Source organism: Pseudomonas sp. SWRI81, from assembly GCF_014268545.1.
GTDB classification, from domain to species: Bacteria; Pseudomonadota; Gammaproteobacteria; order Pseudomonadales; family Pseudomonadaceae; genus Aquipseudomonas; species Aquipseudomonas hamedanensis.
The window spans coordinates 1-16,729 of the sequence record NZ_JABWQS010000057.1 but is presented as its reverse complement, the minus strand read 5'-3'; the positions used below and the strand labels follow the sequence as shown (position 1 = coordinate 16,729).

The window sequence follows — 16,729 nt, the reverse complement described above, 5'->3', positions numbered from 1 at the left end:
CACCGTATTGTTTTTATGTCGGTAACGCGGATGAATCAGTCGTCGGCCAGCCCGAGCAAGCGCCGGTTGGAAGCCGTGTCAGCGCTGACCCCGGCGAAATCGTCGAAGGCCTTGGCGGTCTTGCGGATCATGTGCTGCTGAATAAACGCCGCGCCTTCGGCCGCACCTTGCGCGGCGTCTTTCAGGCAGCATTCCCACTCCAGCACTGCCCAGCCGCTGAAGTCGTATTGGCACAGTTTGCTGAAGATCGACTTGAAATCGATCTGGCCGTCGCCCAAAGAGCGGAAGCGTCCGGGGCGTTCGACCCAGCCCTGATAACCCCCGTAAACGCCGGAGCGCGCGTCGGGGCGGAACTCGGCGTCCTTGACGTGAAACATGCGAATGCGCGCGTGGTAGCGATCAATGAACCCCAGGTAATCCATTTGCTGAAGTAACAGATGGCTCGGGTCGTAAAGGATTGCGGCACGTGGGTGATGATTCACCGCGTCGAGAAACTGTTCAAAAGACGCACCGTCATGCAGGTCTTCGCCGGGGTGGATTTCGTAGCACAGATCGACGCCGGCTTCTTCGAAGCAGTCGAGAATCGGCAGCCAGCGCTTGCCGAGCTCGGCGAAACCCTGCTCGACCAAACCCCCCGGACGTTGCGGCCACGGATAGACGTAGGGCCAGAGCAGGGCGCCGGAAAAGGTTGCGTGAGCGGTGAGTCCGAGACGCTGGCTGGCGCGCGCGGCGAGTTTCAACTGTTCGATGGCCCACTCGGTGCGCTCACCCGGTTTTCCGCGCAGTGCGGGCGGGGCGAAGTCATCGAACAGGCTATCGAAGGCCGGGTGCACCGCCACCAGTTGCCCTTGCAGGTGCGTCGACAACTCACTGATGACCACGCCCGCGCGGGCGCAGACGGCAATCAGCTCGTCGCAGTAATCCTGACTGTCAGCGGCGCGCTGCAGATCGATGAAGCGAGTGCCGAGGGTCGGTAATTGAATGGCCTTGTAGCCTTGCGAAGCCGCCCACTCGGCGATGTTGCCGAGCGTGTCGAAGGGCGCCTCGTCAGCGATGAACTGCGCGAGGAAAATCCCCGGGCCTTTCATTCCTGTAGCGTTTTGCTTAACCGTGTTCATGGTTCGCAACTCCTGTCAGGTGGCCGGGGATCTCGCTCCACTTTTCGTTGCCGAGGTGATTGGCGATGGCGGTTTCGATGAAGGCCATGCCGCGCAGGCCGGTCTCGATGCCCGGGACACCCGGCGCCTGATGGTCTTCGGTGCCACCAAGAATCGCCTCGGCGAGGTCGCCGTACAGGTTGGCCATGGCCTCGAGGTAGCCTTCAGGATGCCCGGCGGGCAGGCGCATGCGCCGGCTTGCATCAGCACACAGCCATGGCTGGCCCACGCCCGAACGCAGAATGCGCATCGGCTCGTTCAACGGACGGTGAATCAAACTCGCCGGCTGTTCCTGACGCCATTCCAGCCCGCCCTTATCGCCATAGACGCGAATCTTCAGCGGGTTTTCTTCGCCCGCGCACACCTGACTGGCGAGCAAGACGCCGCTCGCGCCCTCGGTCATTTTGAACAGCATTGCCACATCGTCGTCCAGTTGCCGGCCCGCGACATGCGAGCCGAGCATCGCGCTGATGAACTGAATCGACTGCCCGGCAACGAATTCCGCCAGAGAAAACGCATGGGTGCCGATGTCGCCGATGCAGCCGCCGATCCCGGATTGCGCCGGGTCGTCGCGCCAGCCGGCCTGCTTGTTGCCTTGCCCGGCGACGTCGGTGCTGAGCCAGCCCTGTGGGTATTCGACGAAGACTTTGCGCACGCGACCGATGACACCACTGGCGACCATCTCTCGTGCCTGCCAGACCATCGCATAGCCGAGATAGGTGTGTGCCAGCGCGTAGACTCGCTTGCTGCTGGCGACCACTGAATGCAGCCCTTGCACTTGCGCCAGATTCAGCGCGGCGGGCTTCTCGCTGAATACATGGAAACCGTCGCTCAATGCCTGGCTGGCAATCGGTGCGTGGAGATGATTGGGCGTGACGACGACCAGCAGCTGCATGCGTTGCTCAGCCGGGAGCGCAGCCTCGCGGGTGAGCAGGGCCCTCCAGTCGTCATAGCAGCGGTCGGCGGCCAGGCCCAGCGTGGCACCTGTGCGCTGATTATTCTGCCGGTCGCGGCTGAAGGCACCGCAGACCAGTTCAAAGCGTCCATCGAGGCCGGCGGCCTGACGGTGGGCGCGGGCGATGAATGAACCTTCACCGCCTCCGACAAACCCCATTCTTATTTTTTTCGCGGCACTGTGCATGGCGGTCGTCTCGTTCGCTGGATCTGAGTTTGATGGGTGATGTAACCGGTTACATCGTGGTCGAAATCTAGGCTCGAAATGGTCGGGTGTCAAATCGCGCTCAATCAGCAACTGCGTTTCGGTCAGGCGTCGCGTGCGGTAAGCTCCGCGCCTGATCGGCGTGAAACAACGAGGTGATTTTGTCCAATATTCGCGAAGTGGCTCGACTGGCTGGCGTTTCGGTAGCGACCGTGTCGAGGACATTGAAATCGCCCGAGCGCGTATTGGCGCCCACCCGTGAACGCGTTTTGGCTGCGGTGGAGCAGGCGGGTTATCGGCCGAACCTGATGGCGGTGCAGTTTCGCTCACGGCGCACCGGCAACCTGGTGATTCTGGTGCCGACCATCGCCAACACCTTTTTCGCCCGGGTGATCAGCGGCGCGCAGCAAGCGGCCCAGGCCGCCGGTTATCGATTGCTGCTCTGCGATACTCAGGGTCGCGAAGCGCTGGAACGACAATTCGCCGAGCTGGTGTATGCCTATCAGGCTGACGGCGTGATCCAGTTGCGCGCTTTTGATCCATTCGAAAACGTCGCAGCCGACGCCGATCTGCCACCCATCGTCAACGCCTGCGAAGTCATCCACGGCGGACGTCATCCAACGATCAGCCTGGACAACTTCGCCGCTGCCAAAGCCATGACCGAACACCTGCTTGCCCTTGGGCACCGGCGTATCGGCTTGATCAAGGGCTCGAAAAACAGTCCGCTGACCCGTGACCGACTGGCAGGGTACGCGGCGGCGCTGGCCGAAGCCGCCATCGCTTTCGACGAAACGCTGGTCTGCCATGGCAATTTCAGCCTCGACGCCGGATTTGCCGGGGCTGCGAAAATGCTCGCACTGGCCGATCGGCCCAGTGCGCTGTTTTGCGAAAACGACGAAATGGCCATCGGTGCACTTAAGCGCATCCGCCAGGCGGGGCTGCGCATTCCTGAGGACATGTCGCTGGTCGGCTTCGATGACATTCCGATGGCGGCATACTGCGACCCGCCGTTGACCACCATTTCGCAACCGGCCGAGGCCTTCGGCGAGAAAGCCGTCGAGATGCTGATTGCGCTGATCGAGAAGCAAGCACTGGCGACGCGGCATGTGGTCTTGCCGTTTACCCTGACCCCGCGCAGCAGCACGGCGCCATTCGGCGGGGCGGCTCGGTAGCGGGACAGCGACTCGGCCGGCCGGGGCTGCGAGTGAACGGTATGGGGAAGTCGATCAACTCGCCGCCGGCGGCGTTGCCAAGGCAATCCCGGCCACGCCCAGGCGCCGGAGTATCTCGAACAACAAATCGCTTTTGGTCACCCCGACAATTCGCGGGCTGCTGACGTAGCCGGTCACGGTCAAGGTAATGCCCTCCGCTGACAACTTGCTGAAACGCACGAACGGCGCCGGTTTGTCGAGGATGGTTTCGTTTTCGCGGTAGGTGTCCAGCAGCAGGTCCTTGACAGCCTCGGGATCGATGTCCAGCGGGAATACCAGTTCCAGCGACGCTACGCCTTGAGCACTGCCACCGAGAGTGACGTTGCGCAGGTTTTGCGAGATCAGTTGCGAGTTGGGCACGATGACGATCGAGCGGTCGCTGAGCTGGATTTCCGTGGCGCGCACGTTGATCCGGCGAATGTCGCCCTCGACGCCGCTGATGCTGATCAGATCGCCGACTTTCACTGGGCGTTCGGTCAGCAGAATCAGCCCTGAGACGAAGTTTTTGACGATTTCCTGCAGGCCAAACCCGATCCCCACTGACAGCGCGCTGACGATCCATGCCAGGTTGGTCCACTGCACCCCCAGTGATGACAGGGTCAGCAGAATCACGAAGGCATAGCCGATATTGGAAAACAGCGTGCTCAGTGATGCGCACATGCCCGGGTCCATGTCGGTCTTGGGCAGGAACTCATTGTCGAGCCAGCGGCGCAATGCGCGAATCAGCCAAATGCCGATCATCAGCGCCAGCAGGGCGTTGAGCAGATGACCAGGGACGATGTTCAGCTTGCGCAGTCCGGCGCCGCCGAGGATCGCCATGATGTTGGTTGCCAACTGCCCCAGCGTGGTGCCGATGCCGCCGACAAACAGCGCGATCACCGCCATCAGCAGCAGCCCCGCGCGGCTGACCCCGGAGAGCAGGATTGCAATCTGCTCCAGGCGCCGGTCGCCCATGCCGAGCAACTGCTTGAGCGCCTTGCCGCTGGCATGCCGGGGCGAAAACAGATGTTCGCAGGCGTCCTTGACCAACTGGATCAGTAAATAAAAACCTGACAGCACGATGTACGCCCACACCAATTCATAACTGATGAAGCGTGCCAGCGACACGTAGCCGGCGAGCAGCGCAATGGCCGAGACAAACATCGAAACGCTGGCGACGGTGTAGATCACCCCGGCGAACGTACTGTGTGCAGCCGACAGGTCGTTGGCCGCCAACAGCGCCTTGCGCACGCGGCCGACACGCAGCAGCAGCGTGGTGAAAATCACCAGCATCACCAGTGAGATCACCCCGCGCCCGGCGACCACGATCTGGCTGCTCATGCCCGTGGCGTTACTGACCTGCACCAGCGTCACCAGCACCAGCAGCGTGCAGGCGAGAATGCGCGGGTAGGGTTGCAGGGCCAGCGCCACCGGATCGGCCATCGCTGGCAGACGCCAGGACGGATGCTGGGTCGACAGCAGCGCGCGGCTGAGTCCGGTGATCAGTACGCAGGCATACACGACCTTTTCGAACTCCTCGGAAAACGTCTCCAACATCGGCGGCAAGGGCGCATGGCGGGTACACGCGTAAAACAGTAATTGCAGAGCAATCGCGGTGGTGACGATGGTCGCCATCGCCGAGGCAAACGCCAGCGCACTGCGGCGCAGACGTCCCTCCGGCACGCGATGGATACACACCCAGGTCAGCCAGCGATCAGCCAGGCTTCGGCCGGATGTCCAGACGAGCAACGCGAGCAGCACCAGCACGCAGGTGAAAAAACGTTGCCCCGGGGCCCAGACAGTAGCGCCCGTGGTGCGCACCTGATCGACAAAAAAGCTCAGTCGCTGGCGGTCATCCAGCGTCGGATTTACCAGCGGCGACCAGAAGTGCGGACTCAGCACGCTGCGGGTGCTCAGGGTCAGTTCGCTTTCCAGTAGCGTGCGGCGAATCCCGGCAATCTGCGTAATCAGATCCGCCGCGCTCTGCTTCAGCGCCGCCAGATTCTTCAGCGTCCCGTCGACCTTGCTCTTCTGTTCCGCCAGCGCTGCGCGCTGCGCGACGATATCGGCCTGCTCGGCCGCCACTTCCGTTCCCGGGGCTGCCCCCAGTACACCCAACTGCACCGCCAGTTGCGCCTGCTGCGGCAACAACGCCGCCGACAATCGATCGACGTCGAGAATGAAGGCCTGCACGCGATCTTGCGGCCCTTCGAGCTGGTTGTAATTGTTCGCGGCGGAGATTTGCTGTTTAAGCCCGTCAAGACGTTGCTGCAGGGCTTGCAGATCACTTTGCGAAATCACCGGCAGCGGCGCTGCGCTGCTGACGGACGGCGCCGGCAGATCGGCCGCCCACAGCGCAGAGCCGCTCGGCAGGAACAGCAGCAGGGCGATGAAAAACAGCGGCTTCAATGGGTGGCGCATGGGCGGGGCGGCTCGAATGGATCACACAGCCTATGAGGTTAGGTGATCGGGCCGAATGAGGCGGAAAAGTTTCACTAACGCCTTCGCTGGCAAGCCAGCTCCCACAGGTTTTGGCGGTGCATGGGCAATTGCGGGCCAAACACATATTCACTGTGGGAGCGAGCCAGCTCGCGAAAGCGGACTATCAGTCACAGCTGCTCTGACTGACCCAACGCCTTCGCTGGCAAGCCAGCTCCCACAAGTCTTGGCGGTGCATGGGCAATGCGGGCCAAACACAAATTCACTATGGGAGCGAGCCTGCTCGCGAAAGCGGAGTATCAGCCACAGTTGCTCTGACTGGCCCGACGCCTTCGCTGGCAAGCCAGCTCCCACAGGGTTTGGCGGCGCATGTGAAATTGCGGGCCAAACACATATTCACTGTGGGAGCGAGCCTGCTCGCGAAAGCGGAGTATCAGCCACAGCTGCTCTGACTGACCCGGCGCCTTCGCTGGCAAGCCAGCTCCCACAGGGTTTGGCGGCGCATGTGAAATTCGGGCCAAACACAAACTCACTGTGGGAGCGAGCCTGCTCGCGAAGGCGGACTATCAGCCACAGTTGCTCTGACTGACCCGACGCCTTCGCTGGCAAGCCAGCTCCCACAGGGTTTGGCGGTGCATGTGAAATTGCGGGCCAAACACAAGCTCACTGTGGGAGCGAGCCTGCTCGCGAAAGCGGACTATCAGTCAAAGCTGCTCTGACTGACCCGACGCCTTCGCTGGCAAGCCAGCTCCCACACGATCGTCAGGTTTGGCGCGCGAAACCCCCAGGTCATCCGCGCTTCGGCAGTTTCCAGTTCGGCCGGATGAAGTGGCAGGTATAGCCATTCGGTATCCGCTCCAGGTAATCCTGATGCTCCGGTTCTGCTTCCCAGAACGGTCCGGCCGCTTCGATTTCGGTCACCACCCGGCCGGGCCACAGTTTCGATGCATCGACGTCGGCAGCGGTGTCTTCGGCAATAGCGCGTTGCCCGGCGTTGAGGTAATAAATAGCCGAGCGATAACTCGGGCCGAGGTCGTTGCCCTGTCGGTTGGGAGTGCTCGGATCGTGAATCTGGAAGAAGAACTCAAGAATCTGCCGGTAACTGATCACCGCCGGGTCAAACTCGATCTCGATGGCTTCAGCATGATTGCCATGATTGCGGTACGTCGCATTTGGCACATCGCCGCCGGTGTAACCGACACGGGTTTTAAGCACGCCGGGGTAACGGCGCAACAGATCCTGCATGCCCCAGAAGCAGCCGCCGGCGAGAATGGCAGTTTCGGTTTGGGTGGTCATGGTGTGTCCTTCCTCTCGGAGACGATGGGGATACTAAGCGTTATGTGGGCGGGTCGGCCGATTCCAAGGTCATGTGCGAAGAGAATCTGATCAAGGGGTGTGTGGGTTGTTCGCGTTCTGCGTCAGGAAGTCGGCGATCAGCGCGGTGACCTGCTGCTGAATCACTGCACGCGGTCGCGCATTTTCGCCATCGCGGCAAATGATGCCATCGCCCGGACTGTCCTCTTCGAGCAAGTCCACCGCGCCCGGTTTGCAGAGCGACATGAAGCTGAAATGGCTGGCATCGCCAATCTCGACATAACGTGTGGAAGCCTTAGGCAGGCGTCTGACCAGGTCGGCAGATTCCAGCGTCGCCGGCAGATCCTGTGACGGCGCCCTTGCGGCAATCACCAGTGCTGGTACCGGCAATGCGGCAAGGCTTTCGTCGGTCATCCCGCGTGACAGGCCCAGGTCCAGCGATACCACCGCGGTGATGCGCTTGTCGCGCAAGTCACCCGCCAGTGCGGCCTCCGCGGCTGGCGTACTGACCGGGTTGATCTGTTGATAGACGCTGCAACTGGAAAGCTGCGGATGAGCAACGCAGTCCCGGGCAAACAGCTGCGGGTCGAAGCGGGCACCGGCGATTTCCATCGCGGTCCAGCCGCCGAGGGAATGGCCTGCGACAGCGATTCGGTGCGTGGCGACGATGCCAAATTTATCGGGTTGAGCCGTGACCGCATCAATCACCCGGCTCAGGTCGGCAGTGCGCTGGGCCAACTGCGCCGCCGCCTGCGGATTGCGGTCATGGGTCGTGGTGCCGGGGTGGTTCACCGCAGCGACGATATAGCCCTGGTGCGCCAACGCGCTTGCCAGCCAGGCCTGATTGCTCCAGTTGCCTCGGTATCCGTGGGAGAGCACGACTAACGGATGCTCGCCCGCAGTGGCGGGTGCATCGCGAACGGCTGGCGTGCCGGCAAATACCCCATCGTCGGCAATCAACTGCGCCGCGGTGGTCGTGGTGCCGGGGTACCAGACGACCATGGCCAGCGGGCGTTCGTTGTGCGGGTCGGGCAGGGTGGAGGAGTGGAAGCCGATCGCACTGACGCCAGCGACAGCCTGAGTTGTCAGCAAGACGAGAAGCAGCGCGCCGCAAGATTTTTTCATGGGGTTATCGTCCTTGATGAATAAAGCGCAACAGATTAGCACCGGCTCAAAGCCGCCCGCAGAGTAGCCTTACAACAAACTCCATGAAACCCCGACGTAAACGCCCATCCCTTCACCCGGCGTCGATCGCGCTGCATCCATTCCCTTGTCGTCATAGCCAGGCGTCACCGTCGCGGCATAACGCTTGTTGGTCAGGTTGCGCATGTCCACCCAACCTTGCCAATCGCCCTTTGGCGCGTTGTAGCCCAACGTGGCGCCGAACAGGGCGTAGGGGTCGGCGTAATAGCTGTTCGCATAATCAACGGCGACCTTCGACACCCACTGGGTATTCACGGCGGCAAAGAAGCCCTGCGGCCAGTCGTAACGCAGCTCGCCCTGGTAGTAATGCATCGGCAGGCCCGGCAGCCGGTTGTCGCCGAAGCGATCGTCGTCGCGATAATGGAAGTCACTGAAGGTATAGGCCTGACGCAAGCTCAGTCGGCGGCCATCAGCGGCGCGCCAAAGCTGGCTGTTGAGGCTGGCTTCGATGCCTTGGTGCACGGTCGGGCTGGCATTGAGTTCGTAAGGTGTGACGGCATTGGCGTCTGGCAGGACCGAGAGCAGTTCGTGGCGGACCTGGGCGTAGTACCACGCCAGGCTCCATTCGCCCAGTTTGCTGTCGCCACGACCACCGAGTTCCAAGGTGGTCGCGGTCTGGTTTTGCAGTTCGATCGGGTTGCGCTGGGCGCCGGTCGCGGCGCCGTTACCCGCGGGGAAGCGCACGTTGGAGCTGTAGATCAGCGACCACGGGTGCGGCGCTTCGACGGAGCGGCTGAGGTTGCCGAACACTTGCACCTGCGGGGTGATCTGGTAGCGCAGGCCGATACGCGGTGCGTAGTCCCAGTCGCCGAGGCTGGTTTTGCCGCCGCCCTGCGGGTAGGTCACGGCGCTTTCGCGGCGGGTATAGATGGCGGCGAGGCCGGTGGTCAGCCAGAGGTCGTCAGCGATTTCCAGGTCGTTGCCAACGTGCAGGACGGTGTCCGAACCTTGGTACGTGAAGTTGCGCATGCGTGTGCCCGGCACATAGCCGGCGGTATTGCCGGTGGGGATTCGCACGAATTCGCTGGCGCCGTCGTTGGGCAGGTGTTTGGTCACCCGCAGGCCGGCGTTGCTGCGGCTTTCCATGCCGAACAGAGTGTCGCGACGCTTGTAGTCGAAGGTGCCGCTGACATCGGTGTAGGCCACCTTCAGCCGGTTCGGGCCTTCGCGCAAATCCATGGGGTAGTCGTGGTAGACGAGGCCGGTCTGAATGCTCGAATCGTCGTCGATGTAGAACGTGGTCTTGTTGCCGATGAAGGTGCTGCCCGGTTGCTTGCGGCTGTCGTCGCGCGCGACATAGGCCGGGTTGGCCGCCCGTGGGCTGTGTTCGACGGAATGCTTGGTCACGCGGCCGGCGAGGTCGTTGTCGGTTTCCCGGTAGCGGATATAGAAGCGCGTTTCCAGGTTCGGGTTGAAGAGATAGCCGAAGTTGGCGATCACACCCTTGCTGTCGCTGGCGGTGTGGTCCTGATAGCCGTCGGCGATGGCGTTGGTCAGCGACACGTAATAGTCGAAGTCGCCCAGCACTTGCCCGGAGCTGACCTGACGCTGCTGATAACCATGGCTGCCGGTGGCGTAGCGCACTTGCAACTTTGGCGCGGTGTAGCCGGTGTGGCTGACGTAATCGATGGCGCCGCCCAAGGCGAGTGAGCCGCGATCGAAACCGTTGGCCCCGCGCAGCACTTCGACGTGCTCCACCCACAGCGGCTCGAGCAATTCGTAAGGCGTGCCGCCGGGGCCGGTCAGCGGCAAGCCGTCGAGCTGGGTGTACAGCCCCGATGCGTGGGCGCCCGGCGCGCGGTTGATGCCGGAACCGCGGACGGAAATCTTCACGCCTTCATTACCGGAAGACTGCGCATAGACCCCTGGCTGATAGGCCAGCACATCCTGATTGCTCGCCACGCGGCCCTGCAACGGCTGACGCATGTCGACCACATTGGTCGCGCCGGGCACCTGTTCCAGTCGCCCCCTGGCCTCGTCGACGGAGGCCTCGGTGCCGTTGCGTTCATCCGCCGAAATCAGCACTTGCCCCAGCTCCAGACCTTGAGTCTCGGCCAGTGCCGGGCAGGCCAGGGCCAGGCCGAGCAGGGCGGTGGGCACGGATTTGAACGACGGCATCGAGAAACTCCAGCACAGGAACGGGCAATGAACAGTGCGACGTTGCAAAGTACGAAGGAAACACATGGCGAAGGGGCCTTTTCGCCCGGCAATGGCAAACGGCAAGGCTTGAACTAACCTCACGGATCAGACGGGTCCGGTCAATAAACAATTTCGTTGCGCTGTTGATTTCGTGAGGGCTGGTGCATGGCAAAAAATAAGCAAAAACCTGCGAAAGCGGCGGCGAGTCCCCGCTTGAAAAACAAGGACTACCTCGAACAGCTGCGCAAGCTGCACGTTGAACTGGTAAAGCTGCAGGAGTGGGTCATCGCCGAAGGCGTCAAGGTGTGTATCGTCTTTGAAGGGCGCGACGGCGCCGGCAAGGGTGGGACGATCAAGGCGATTACCGAACGTGTGAGTCCGCGAGTGTTCCGGGTCGTGGCGCTGCCGGCACCGACCGATCGGGAAAAAAGCCAGATGCACGTGCAGCGTTACCTGCCACATTTGCCGGCGGGCGGGGAAGTGGTGATCTTCGATCGCAGCTGGTACAACCGCGCCGGTGTCGAGCGTGTCATGGGCTTTTGCACCGATGAACAGGCTGACAAGTTTCTCAAATCGATTCCCTGGGTGGAGAACGCCATCGTCGATTCGGGCGTGATCCTGCTCAAATATTGGCTGGAGGTCAGCCCCGAGGAGCAGACCCGCCGGCTCGAAGCGCGAATCAACGACGGCCGCAAGATCTGGAAGCTGACGCCAATGGATCTGAAATCCTACAGCCGCTGGTACGACTATTCTCGTGCGCGGGACGAGATGTTCAAGTACACCGATACCGACCGGGCGCCCTGGCTGGTGGCCGACTCCAACGACAAGCGCCGGGCGCGGCTGAACATCATCACCGACCTGCTTAGTCGCATACCTTATAAAGAGGTCAAGCGCGAGAAAGTCGAACTGCCGAAACGGCAGAAACCGGGCAAGTACCGTGAACCGGACTATCCGTATAAACGCGTTGCTCAACAGTTTTGAGGCGCGGCGTCAGCTAGCATGGCGCTGTCCCGGGGTGTCGGCGGTTCACTTCAGCCTGGAACAGGCCGCATAGCGCTTGCCGGTGTGATTCGACCGGCGGGCGCAGCGTCTAGCCCCAGTGTCCCCGCGATCCCATGGGGCGAGACTTCGGAACCCGGCATGCAAGCGCTGTTGAACGAGATTCTTGACGCTGTCCGGCCCCTCATCGGGCAGGGCAAGGTGGCTGACTATATTCCTGCCCTCGGCACTGTGCCGGCCAATCAGCTGGGCATCGCCGTGTATGGCAATGACGGCGAAATGTACTGCGCCGGCGACGCGGATACGCCGTTCTCGGTGCAAAGCATTTCCAAGGTGTTCAGCCTGGTGCAGGCCATCGACCATTCTGGTGAAGCGATCTGGGAGCGCCTCGGTCATGAGCCGTCCGGGCAGCCGTTCAACTCGCTGGTGCAGCTGGAGTTCGAGCGAGGTCGGCCGCGCAATCCGTTTATCAATGCCGGTGCGCTGGTGATCTGCGACATCAACCAGTCGCGCTTCGCTGCCCCGACGCTGTCGATGCGGGATTTCGTCAGACGTCTTTCCGGCAATCCGCAGATCATGATCGACGGCAAAGTGGCCGACTCCGAATACCAGCACCGTGCGCGCAATGCGGCGATGGCTTATCTGATGCAATCGTTCGGCAATTTCCATAACGACGTCGAGGCGGTGCTGCGCAGCTACTTCAGCCATTGCGCGCTGCGCATGAATTGCATCGATCTGGCCCGGGCGTTTTGTTTCCTGGCCAACGATGGTTTTTGCAAACACAGCGGCGAGCAGATCCTCACGCGCCGGCAGACCCAGCAGGTCAACTCGATCATGGCCACCAGCGGTTTGTACGACGAAGCGGGCAACTTCGCCTATCGCGTCGGCTTGCCGGGCAAGAGCGGTGTCGGCGGCGGGATTGTTGCGGTGGTGCCGGGGCAGTTCACGGTGTGCGTGTGGTCGCCGGAATTGAATGCGGCCGGCAATTCGCTGGCAGGCATGGCGGCGCTGGAACTGCTCAGCTCGCGGATTGGCTGGTCGGTGTTCTGATACACCCAATGCCCCCTGTAGGAGTGAGCCTGCTCGCGATAGCGCTGGACCGGTCGGCATCATCTCGCCTGATGTACCGCTATCGCGAGCAGGCTCACTCCTACAAAGGATATTCGGTGGATCTGGTAGGTGTAATCCACGAAGTAATCCGCTACATTTTCCGGCCGCCCCCTGCATGGTGAATCCGTTTCATGTCTCTTGCGCTCGAACGTCTAGTCGCTGGCACGCCGATCCCTTTCGCCGGTAACCGCGTCACCGTGGTCAGCCCCGAACTGGCGGCGCGGTTTCAGCCCGGTGACCATTTGCTGGTCGAGCAGGTCAGTGGCGAGTTGTTGCTGATCCCCGTGGCGGATCAACAGGCCGCGTCGGTGGCGATCGAGCGGGCGGCGGCAGCCTTCACCGCGTTGTCGGCGGTGTCCGATGAAGCCATCAGCCAGTTTTTCGACCGGTTCGCCGAGCGTCTCGAAAGCCCTGAATGCTGGGCGCAGATCGAAGCTGCCAATCTTGCCGACATCGAGCGCGCCAGGGGCCGTGGCCGCTCCACCACCCGCTTGCTCGCCGATGACCGCATGCGCCGCGACATGATCGCCGGCCTGCGCGCCTGGCGTGACGCGCCGCCGACGCGCGGCAAGGTCATCAGCAGCGTCGAGCACGACGGCTGGAAAGTCGAGCAAGTGGTCTCGCCGCTGGGCATCGTCGCGTTTGTTTTTGAGGGCCGGCCGAACGTGTTCGCCGACGCCGCCGGCGTGCTGCGCACGGGCAACACCGCCGTATTGCGTATCGGCAGCGATGCGCTGGGCACCGCGCAGGCTATTGTTACCCACGCACTGAACCCGGCGCTGGCCGATACCGGTCTGCCGGCCGGCGCGGTGTCGCTGGTGGAGAGCGTCAACCATGCGGCCGGTTGGGCGATGTTCGCCGACCGCCGTCTGTCACTGGCTGTGGCGCGCGGGTCGGGGCGTGCGGTCAGTCAATTGGGCAGCATCGCCCAGCAGGCCGGCACTGCGGTGAGCCTGCACGGCACCGGTGGCGCGTGGCTGATCGCCGACCGTGACGCCGACGCCACACGCTTTGCGGCGGTGGTGCGCAACTCGCTGGATCGCAAGGTTTGTAACACGCTGAACGTCTGCCTGATCCAGCGCGACCGCGCCGCCGAGTTGGTGCCGCTGTTCCTCGCTGCACTGAAGGACGCAGGGACCGCTCGCGGTCAGGGCTGCAAGTTGCACATCGTCGAAGGCAGCGAACATTGCCTGCCGGCCGAATGGCAAAACGCAACGGTCGAGGTTTATCGCGCCGAGGGCTATCAGACCGAAGCATTGGCCGAACCTTTGGCGGAGGCACAACTGGGCCGTGAGTGGGAATGGGAAGAAACCCCGGAAGTCAGCCTGATGATCGTCGACGATTTGAATCAGGCGATTGCCTTGTTCAACCGTTACAGCCCGCAATTTACGGTGTCGTTGATCAGTGAGGGTGCGGCGGTTCAGGAGCGCTTCTACAACGCGGTGAATGCGCCGTTTGTAGGCAACGGCATCACCCGTTGGGTCGATGGGCAATACGCCCTGAGCAAGCCGGAGCTGGGGCTTTCGAACTGGGAGAGCGGGCGCTTGTTTGCGCGCAGTGCGATTCTGTCGGGCGATGGCGTGTTTACCGTGCGCAGCCGCATGAGTCAGGTTGATCTCACGGTAAAACGCTGACCCCTGTGGCGAGGGAGCTTGCTCCCGCTGGGCTGCGCAGCAGACCTGAAAAACCAAGGACCGCTGCGCGCCCAGGCGGGAGCAAGCTCCCTCGCCACAGAGGTGTCAGGCGGCGTTGCTGGTTTGCGCGCTGATCGCACAAGTCTCGGGTTGCTCGGCCAGCGCTACAAATGTGCGGCGATCCGCAGACAGCGCGTCGATCGAGCCGGTCTCGATGTCATACACCCAGCCATGCAGGTTCAGTCGGCCTTGTTCCTGGGCCAGGCGCACGCTCGGGTGGGTCTGGATATTCGCCAGTTGGGCGATCACATTCTCGCGCACCATCGAACTCAGCTTCGCCGCATCGCTGCCATGGGCGCGCGCTTCATTCATCACCTTCGCCGACTCGGCGTGTTGCAGCCAGCCGCTGACGGCGGGCAGATGATCCATGCACTTGCACTGGGCAATCGCCGTCATCGCGCCGCAGTCCGAGTGGCCGCAAATCACAATGTCGGTCACCCCCAACACCGCTACCGCATATTCCACGGTGGCCGATACCCCACCCGGATGCGGGCTGTAGGACGGCACGATATTGCCAGCGTTGCGGATCACGAACAGCTCACCGGGTTCTTGCTGGGTCAGCAGTTCCGGCACCACGCGGCTGTCGGAACAGGTAATGAACAGCGTGCCGGGCTGCTGGGTGGTCGCCAGGTGTTTGAACAGTGCGCTGCGTTGCGGAAAGGCTTCTTTCTGAAATTTCAGGAAACCATCGATCAGGGCTTTCATGGGTGTGTCCTCTTCAATGCAGATCGGTGGGCCCGCACACCCCAGGCATGCGGGCCGGTGCGGATCAGAACGGACGCAGCGGCAGGAATTTGCCATCGAGGGTGACCACGGCGCGGGAACCGCCTTCCGGGTCTTCGACTTTTTTGATGTCGAGTTTGAAGTTGATGGCGCTGATGATGCCGTCGCCGAACTGCTCATGAACCAGCGCTTTGAGCGTGGTGCCGTAGATCTGGATCATCTCGTGGAAACGGTAGATGGTCGGATCGGTCGGCACACCGCTGAGGCTGCCACGCAGCGGAATGATTTGCAGGGCGGCGACATCGGCGGCGGTCAGCTCAAGCTTGTCACCCACTACCTGAGCGGCGTGGTCCGGCAACGGGTGCTGGCCGAGGAGGGCGGCGGTGATGTAAGCGAGGCTCAGACCTGTGCCATCGGCCAGATCCTGCCACGACAGATCTTTCTTCGCTTTGGCGTCAAGAACGCGGGTGGTCAGGGCCAGGCTGTTGTCGTTGTAGGCGTGGGACTGTTGCATGGTGTCACTCCTTTCAGGGTTGGCTTGCTGTGTGGCAACCATGTTCGGCCGATTGATTCATAGCGTCCAAGACCGATATACAATGCTTCGCATAAGCCTTTCCTATAGATGGTGTTCCCATGCTGCTGCGACATTTGCGTTATCTGCTGGCCGTTGCCGATCATGGCGGATTCACTCGCGCGGCCGAAGCGCTGCACGTGTCGCAGCCGACGCTGTCGCAGCAGATTCGGCAACTGGAAGAGACCTTGGGCGTGAGTCTGTTTGATCGCACATCACGCACGGTCAAACCGACGGATGCTGGCGCGGCCTACATCGAATGCGCGCGGCGAGTGCTGGTGGAATTGCAGGCGGGGCAGCGCGCACTGCACGATGTGAAAGACTTGTCTCGCGGCACGCTGCGTCTAGCGATGACGCCGACGTTCATGGCGTACCTGGTCGGGCCTCTGGTGCGCGACTATGCGGCGCGGTTTCCGGGGATTCACTTGCAGATCTTCGAATTGTCGATGGACGACATCGAGGCCGGGCTGGCGGATGATTCGCTGGATGTGGCGATTGCCTTTACGCCGGTGCGCAACGCCGACATTGAGTGCATCCCGGCGTTTACCGAGACGCTGGGAATCATGGTCGGGCGTGGGCATCCGATGTATGACTGCCGCTCTGTGCTGACGCCGAACGATATCGCACAGCTTGATTTTGCCTTGTTGGCGCCGGACTTCATCACGCGGTTATCGGTGGATGAATATTTCCGCCAGAACGGCATCACGCCGAAGGTGCGGATTGAGGTGAATTCGGTGAGTACGCTGCTTGAGGTGGTGCGTTGTTCGCCGATGGCGACGATGTTGCCGCAGGCGATTGCAACGCAAGATCGCGCCTTGCGCAGGCTCGCGGTTGAAGGCGAGGCGCCGCAGCGGGGGGCGGCGTTGTTGCGCCGGCGCAATAATTATCACAGTGCGGCGGCGCTGGCGTTTGTGGAGCTGGTGCTACAGCTATAAAACTACCAGGCGACACTGTCCCCTGTAGGAGTGAGCCTGCTCGCGATAGCGGTTATTCAGACATGGCTATATAACTGACACACCGCTATCGCGAGC

General features: G+C 62.1%; 13 protein-coding genes. 5 read left to right on the top strand and 8 right to left on the bottom strand.

Going from position 1 to position 16,729, the window contains the following annotated elements:
- Positions 1-35: 35 nt before the first annotated feature.
- Together HU765_RS24555 and HU765_RS24550 are read right to left on the bottom strand one after the other, a co-directional pair.
- Positions 36-1,118 (bottom strand): sugar phosphate isomerase/epimerase family protein, encoded by a 1,083-nt coding sequence (locus HU765_RS24555; protein WP_186623508.1) that lies wholly within the window; start codon positions 1,116-1,118, stop codon positions 36-38.
- Positions 1,105-2,298 carry a Gfo/Idh/MocA family oxidoreductase gene (locus HU765_RS24550; RefSeq protein ID WP_186623505.1) on the bottom strand — a complete coding sequence of 398 codons (1,194 nt, stop codon included), beginning with the start codon at positions 2,296-2,298 and terminating at the stop codon, positions 1,105-1,107. Before HU765_RS24550 ends, HU765_RS24555 begins: the two co-directional genes overlap by 14 nt.
- 179 nt (positions 2,299-2,477) lie before the next feature.
- Between HU765_RS24550 and HU765_RS24545 the strand changes: the two genes are divergently transcribed.
- Entirely contained in the window at positions 2,478-3,488 is a 1,011-nt protein-coding gene (locus tag HU765_RS24545; RefSeq protein ID WP_186623503.1) for a LacI family DNA-binding transcriptional regulator, read from the top strand.
- A gap of 54 nt (positions 3,489-3,542) precedes the next feature.
- Here the strand turns inward: HU765_RS24545 and HU765_RS24540 are convergent, their stop codons facing one another.
- From HU765_RS24540 to HU765_RS24525, 4 genes are all read right to left on the bottom strand, one after another.
- A complete protein-coding gene (locus HU765_RS24540; RefSeq protein WP_186623501.1) occupies positions 3,543-5,927 on the bottom strand; it encodes a DUF3772 domain-containing protein in 2,385 nt (794 codons plus the stop codon).
- 807 nt (positions 5,928-6,734) lie between these two features.
- Entirely contained in the window at positions 6,735-7,241 is a 507-nt protein-coding gene (gene msrA, locus HU765_RS24535; RefSeq protein WP_186623500.1) for a peptide-methionine (S)-S-oxide reductase MsrA, read from the bottom strand.
- Between the two features lie 90 nt (positions 7,242-7,331).
- On the bottom strand, positions 7,332-8,384 hold the full coding sequence (locus HU765_RS24530) for an alpha/beta fold hydrolase (protein ID WP_186623499.1): 1,053 nt from the start codon (positions 8,382-8,384) through the stop codon (positions 7,332-7,334).
- A 69-nt stretch (positions 8,385-8,453) separates the two neighbouring features.
- Positions 8,454-10,580, bottom strand: coding sequence for a TonB-dependent receptor (locus tag HU765_RS24525; protein WP_186623495.1), 2,127 nt, complete (start codon positions 10,578-10,580; stop codon positions 8,454-8,456).
- A 186-nt stretch (positions 10,581-10,766) separates the two neighbouring features.
- Here HU765_RS24525 and ppk2 point away from each other — a divergent pair, with 186 nt between their 5' ends.
- The 3 genes from ppk2 (at position 10,767) to HU765_RS24510 (ending at position 14,344) form a co-directional block, all read left to right on the top strand.
- Entirely contained in the window at positions 10,767-11,582 is an 816-nt protein-coding gene (ppk2, locus tag HU765_RS24520; RefSeq protein ID WP_186623492.1) for a polyphosphate kinase 2, read from the top strand.
- A gap of 159 nt (positions 11,583-11,741) precedes the next feature.
- On the top strand, positions 11,742-12,650 hold the full coding sequence (gene glsB / locus HU765_RS24515) for a glutaminase B (protein ID WP_186547856.1): 909 nt from the start codon (positions 11,742-11,744) through the stop codon (positions 12,648-12,650).
- Positions 12,651-12,841: 191 nt separating this feature from the next.
- Entirely contained in the window at positions 12,842-14,344 is a 1,503-nt protein-coding gene (locus tag HU765_RS24510) for an aldehyde dehydrogenase family protein (protein WP_186623490.1), read from the top strand.
- 105 nt (positions 14,345-14,449) lie between these two features.
- On the opposite strand, the gene HU765_RS24505 is transcribed toward HU765_RS24510, so the two are convergent.
- Positions 14,450-15,109 carry a carbonic anhydrase gene (locus tag HU765_RS24505; RefSeq protein ID WP_186623488.1) on the bottom strand — a complete coding sequence of 220 codons (660 nt, stop codon included), beginning with the start codon at positions 15,107-15,109 and terminating at the stop codon, positions 14,450-14,452.
- A 64-nt stretch (positions 15,110-15,173) separates the two neighbouring features.
- Positions 15,174-15,641: a cyanase gene (cynS, locus tag HU765_RS24500; RefSeq protein ID WP_186623486.1), complete on the bottom strand. Its 468-nt coding sequence runs from the start codon at positions 15,639-15,641 to the stop codon at positions 15,174-15,176.
- Positions 15,642-15,760: 119 nt separating this feature from the next.
- Between cynS and cynR the strand changes: the two genes are divergently transcribed.
- Positions 15,761-16,633: a transcriptional regulator CynR gene (gene cynR / locus HU765_RS24495; RefSeq protein WP_186623484.1), complete on the top strand. Its 873-nt coding sequence runs from the start codon at positions 15,761-15,763 to the stop codon at positions 16,631-16,633.
- The last annotated feature ends 96 nt before the right edge of the window (positions 16,634-16,729 follow it).

Bases quoted from the DNA above. Each gene is read 5' to 3' on its own strand.
- HU765_RS24555 (WP_186623508.1), bottom strand. From the start codon at position 1,118: ATGAACACGGTTAAGCAAAACGCTACAGGAATGAAAGGCCCGGGGATT.
- HU765_RS24550 (WP_186623505.1), bottom strand. From the start codon at position 2,298: ATGCACAGTGCCGCGAAAAAAATAAGAATGGGGTTTGTCGGAGGCGGT.
- HU765_RS24540 (WP_186623501.1), bottom strand. From the start codon at position 5,927: ATGCGCCACCCATTGAAGCCGCTGTTTTTCATCGCCCTGCTGCTGTTC.
- msrA (WP_186623500.1), bottom strand. From the start codon at position 7,241: ATGACCACCCAAACCGAAACTGCCATTCTCGCCGGCGGCTGCTTCTGG.
- HU765_RS24530 (WP_186623499.1), bottom strand. From the start codon at position 8,384: ATGAAAAAATCTTGCGGCGCGCTGCTTCTCGTCTTGCTGACAACTCAG.
- HU765_RS24525 (WP_186623495.1), bottom strand. From the start codon at position 10,580: ATGCCGTCGTTCAAATCCGTGCCCACCGCCCTGCTCGGCCTGGCCCTG.
- ppk2 (WP_186623492.1), top strand. From the start codon at position 10,767: ATGGCAAAAAATAAGCAAAAACCTGCGAAAGCGGCGGCGAGTCCCCGC.
- glsB (WP_186547856.1), top strand. From the start codon at position 11,742: ATGCAAGCGCTGTTGAACGAGATTCTTGACGCTGTCCGGCCCCTCATC.
- HU765_RS24510 (WP_186623490.1), top strand. From the start codon at position 12,842: ATGTCTCTTGCGCTCGAACGTCTAGTCGCTGGCACGCCGATCCCTTTC.
- HU765_RS24505 (WP_186623488.1), bottom strand. From the start codon at position 15,109: ATGAAAGCCCTGATCGATGGTTTCCTGAAATTTCAGAAAGAAGCCTTT.
- cynS (WP_186623486.1), bottom strand. From the start codon at position 15,641: ATGCAACAGTCCCACGCCTACAACGACAACAGCCTGGCCCTGACCACC.
- cynR (WP_186623484.1), top strand. From the start codon at position 15,761: ATGCTGCTGCGACATTTGCGTTATCTGCTGGCCGTTGCCGATCATGGC.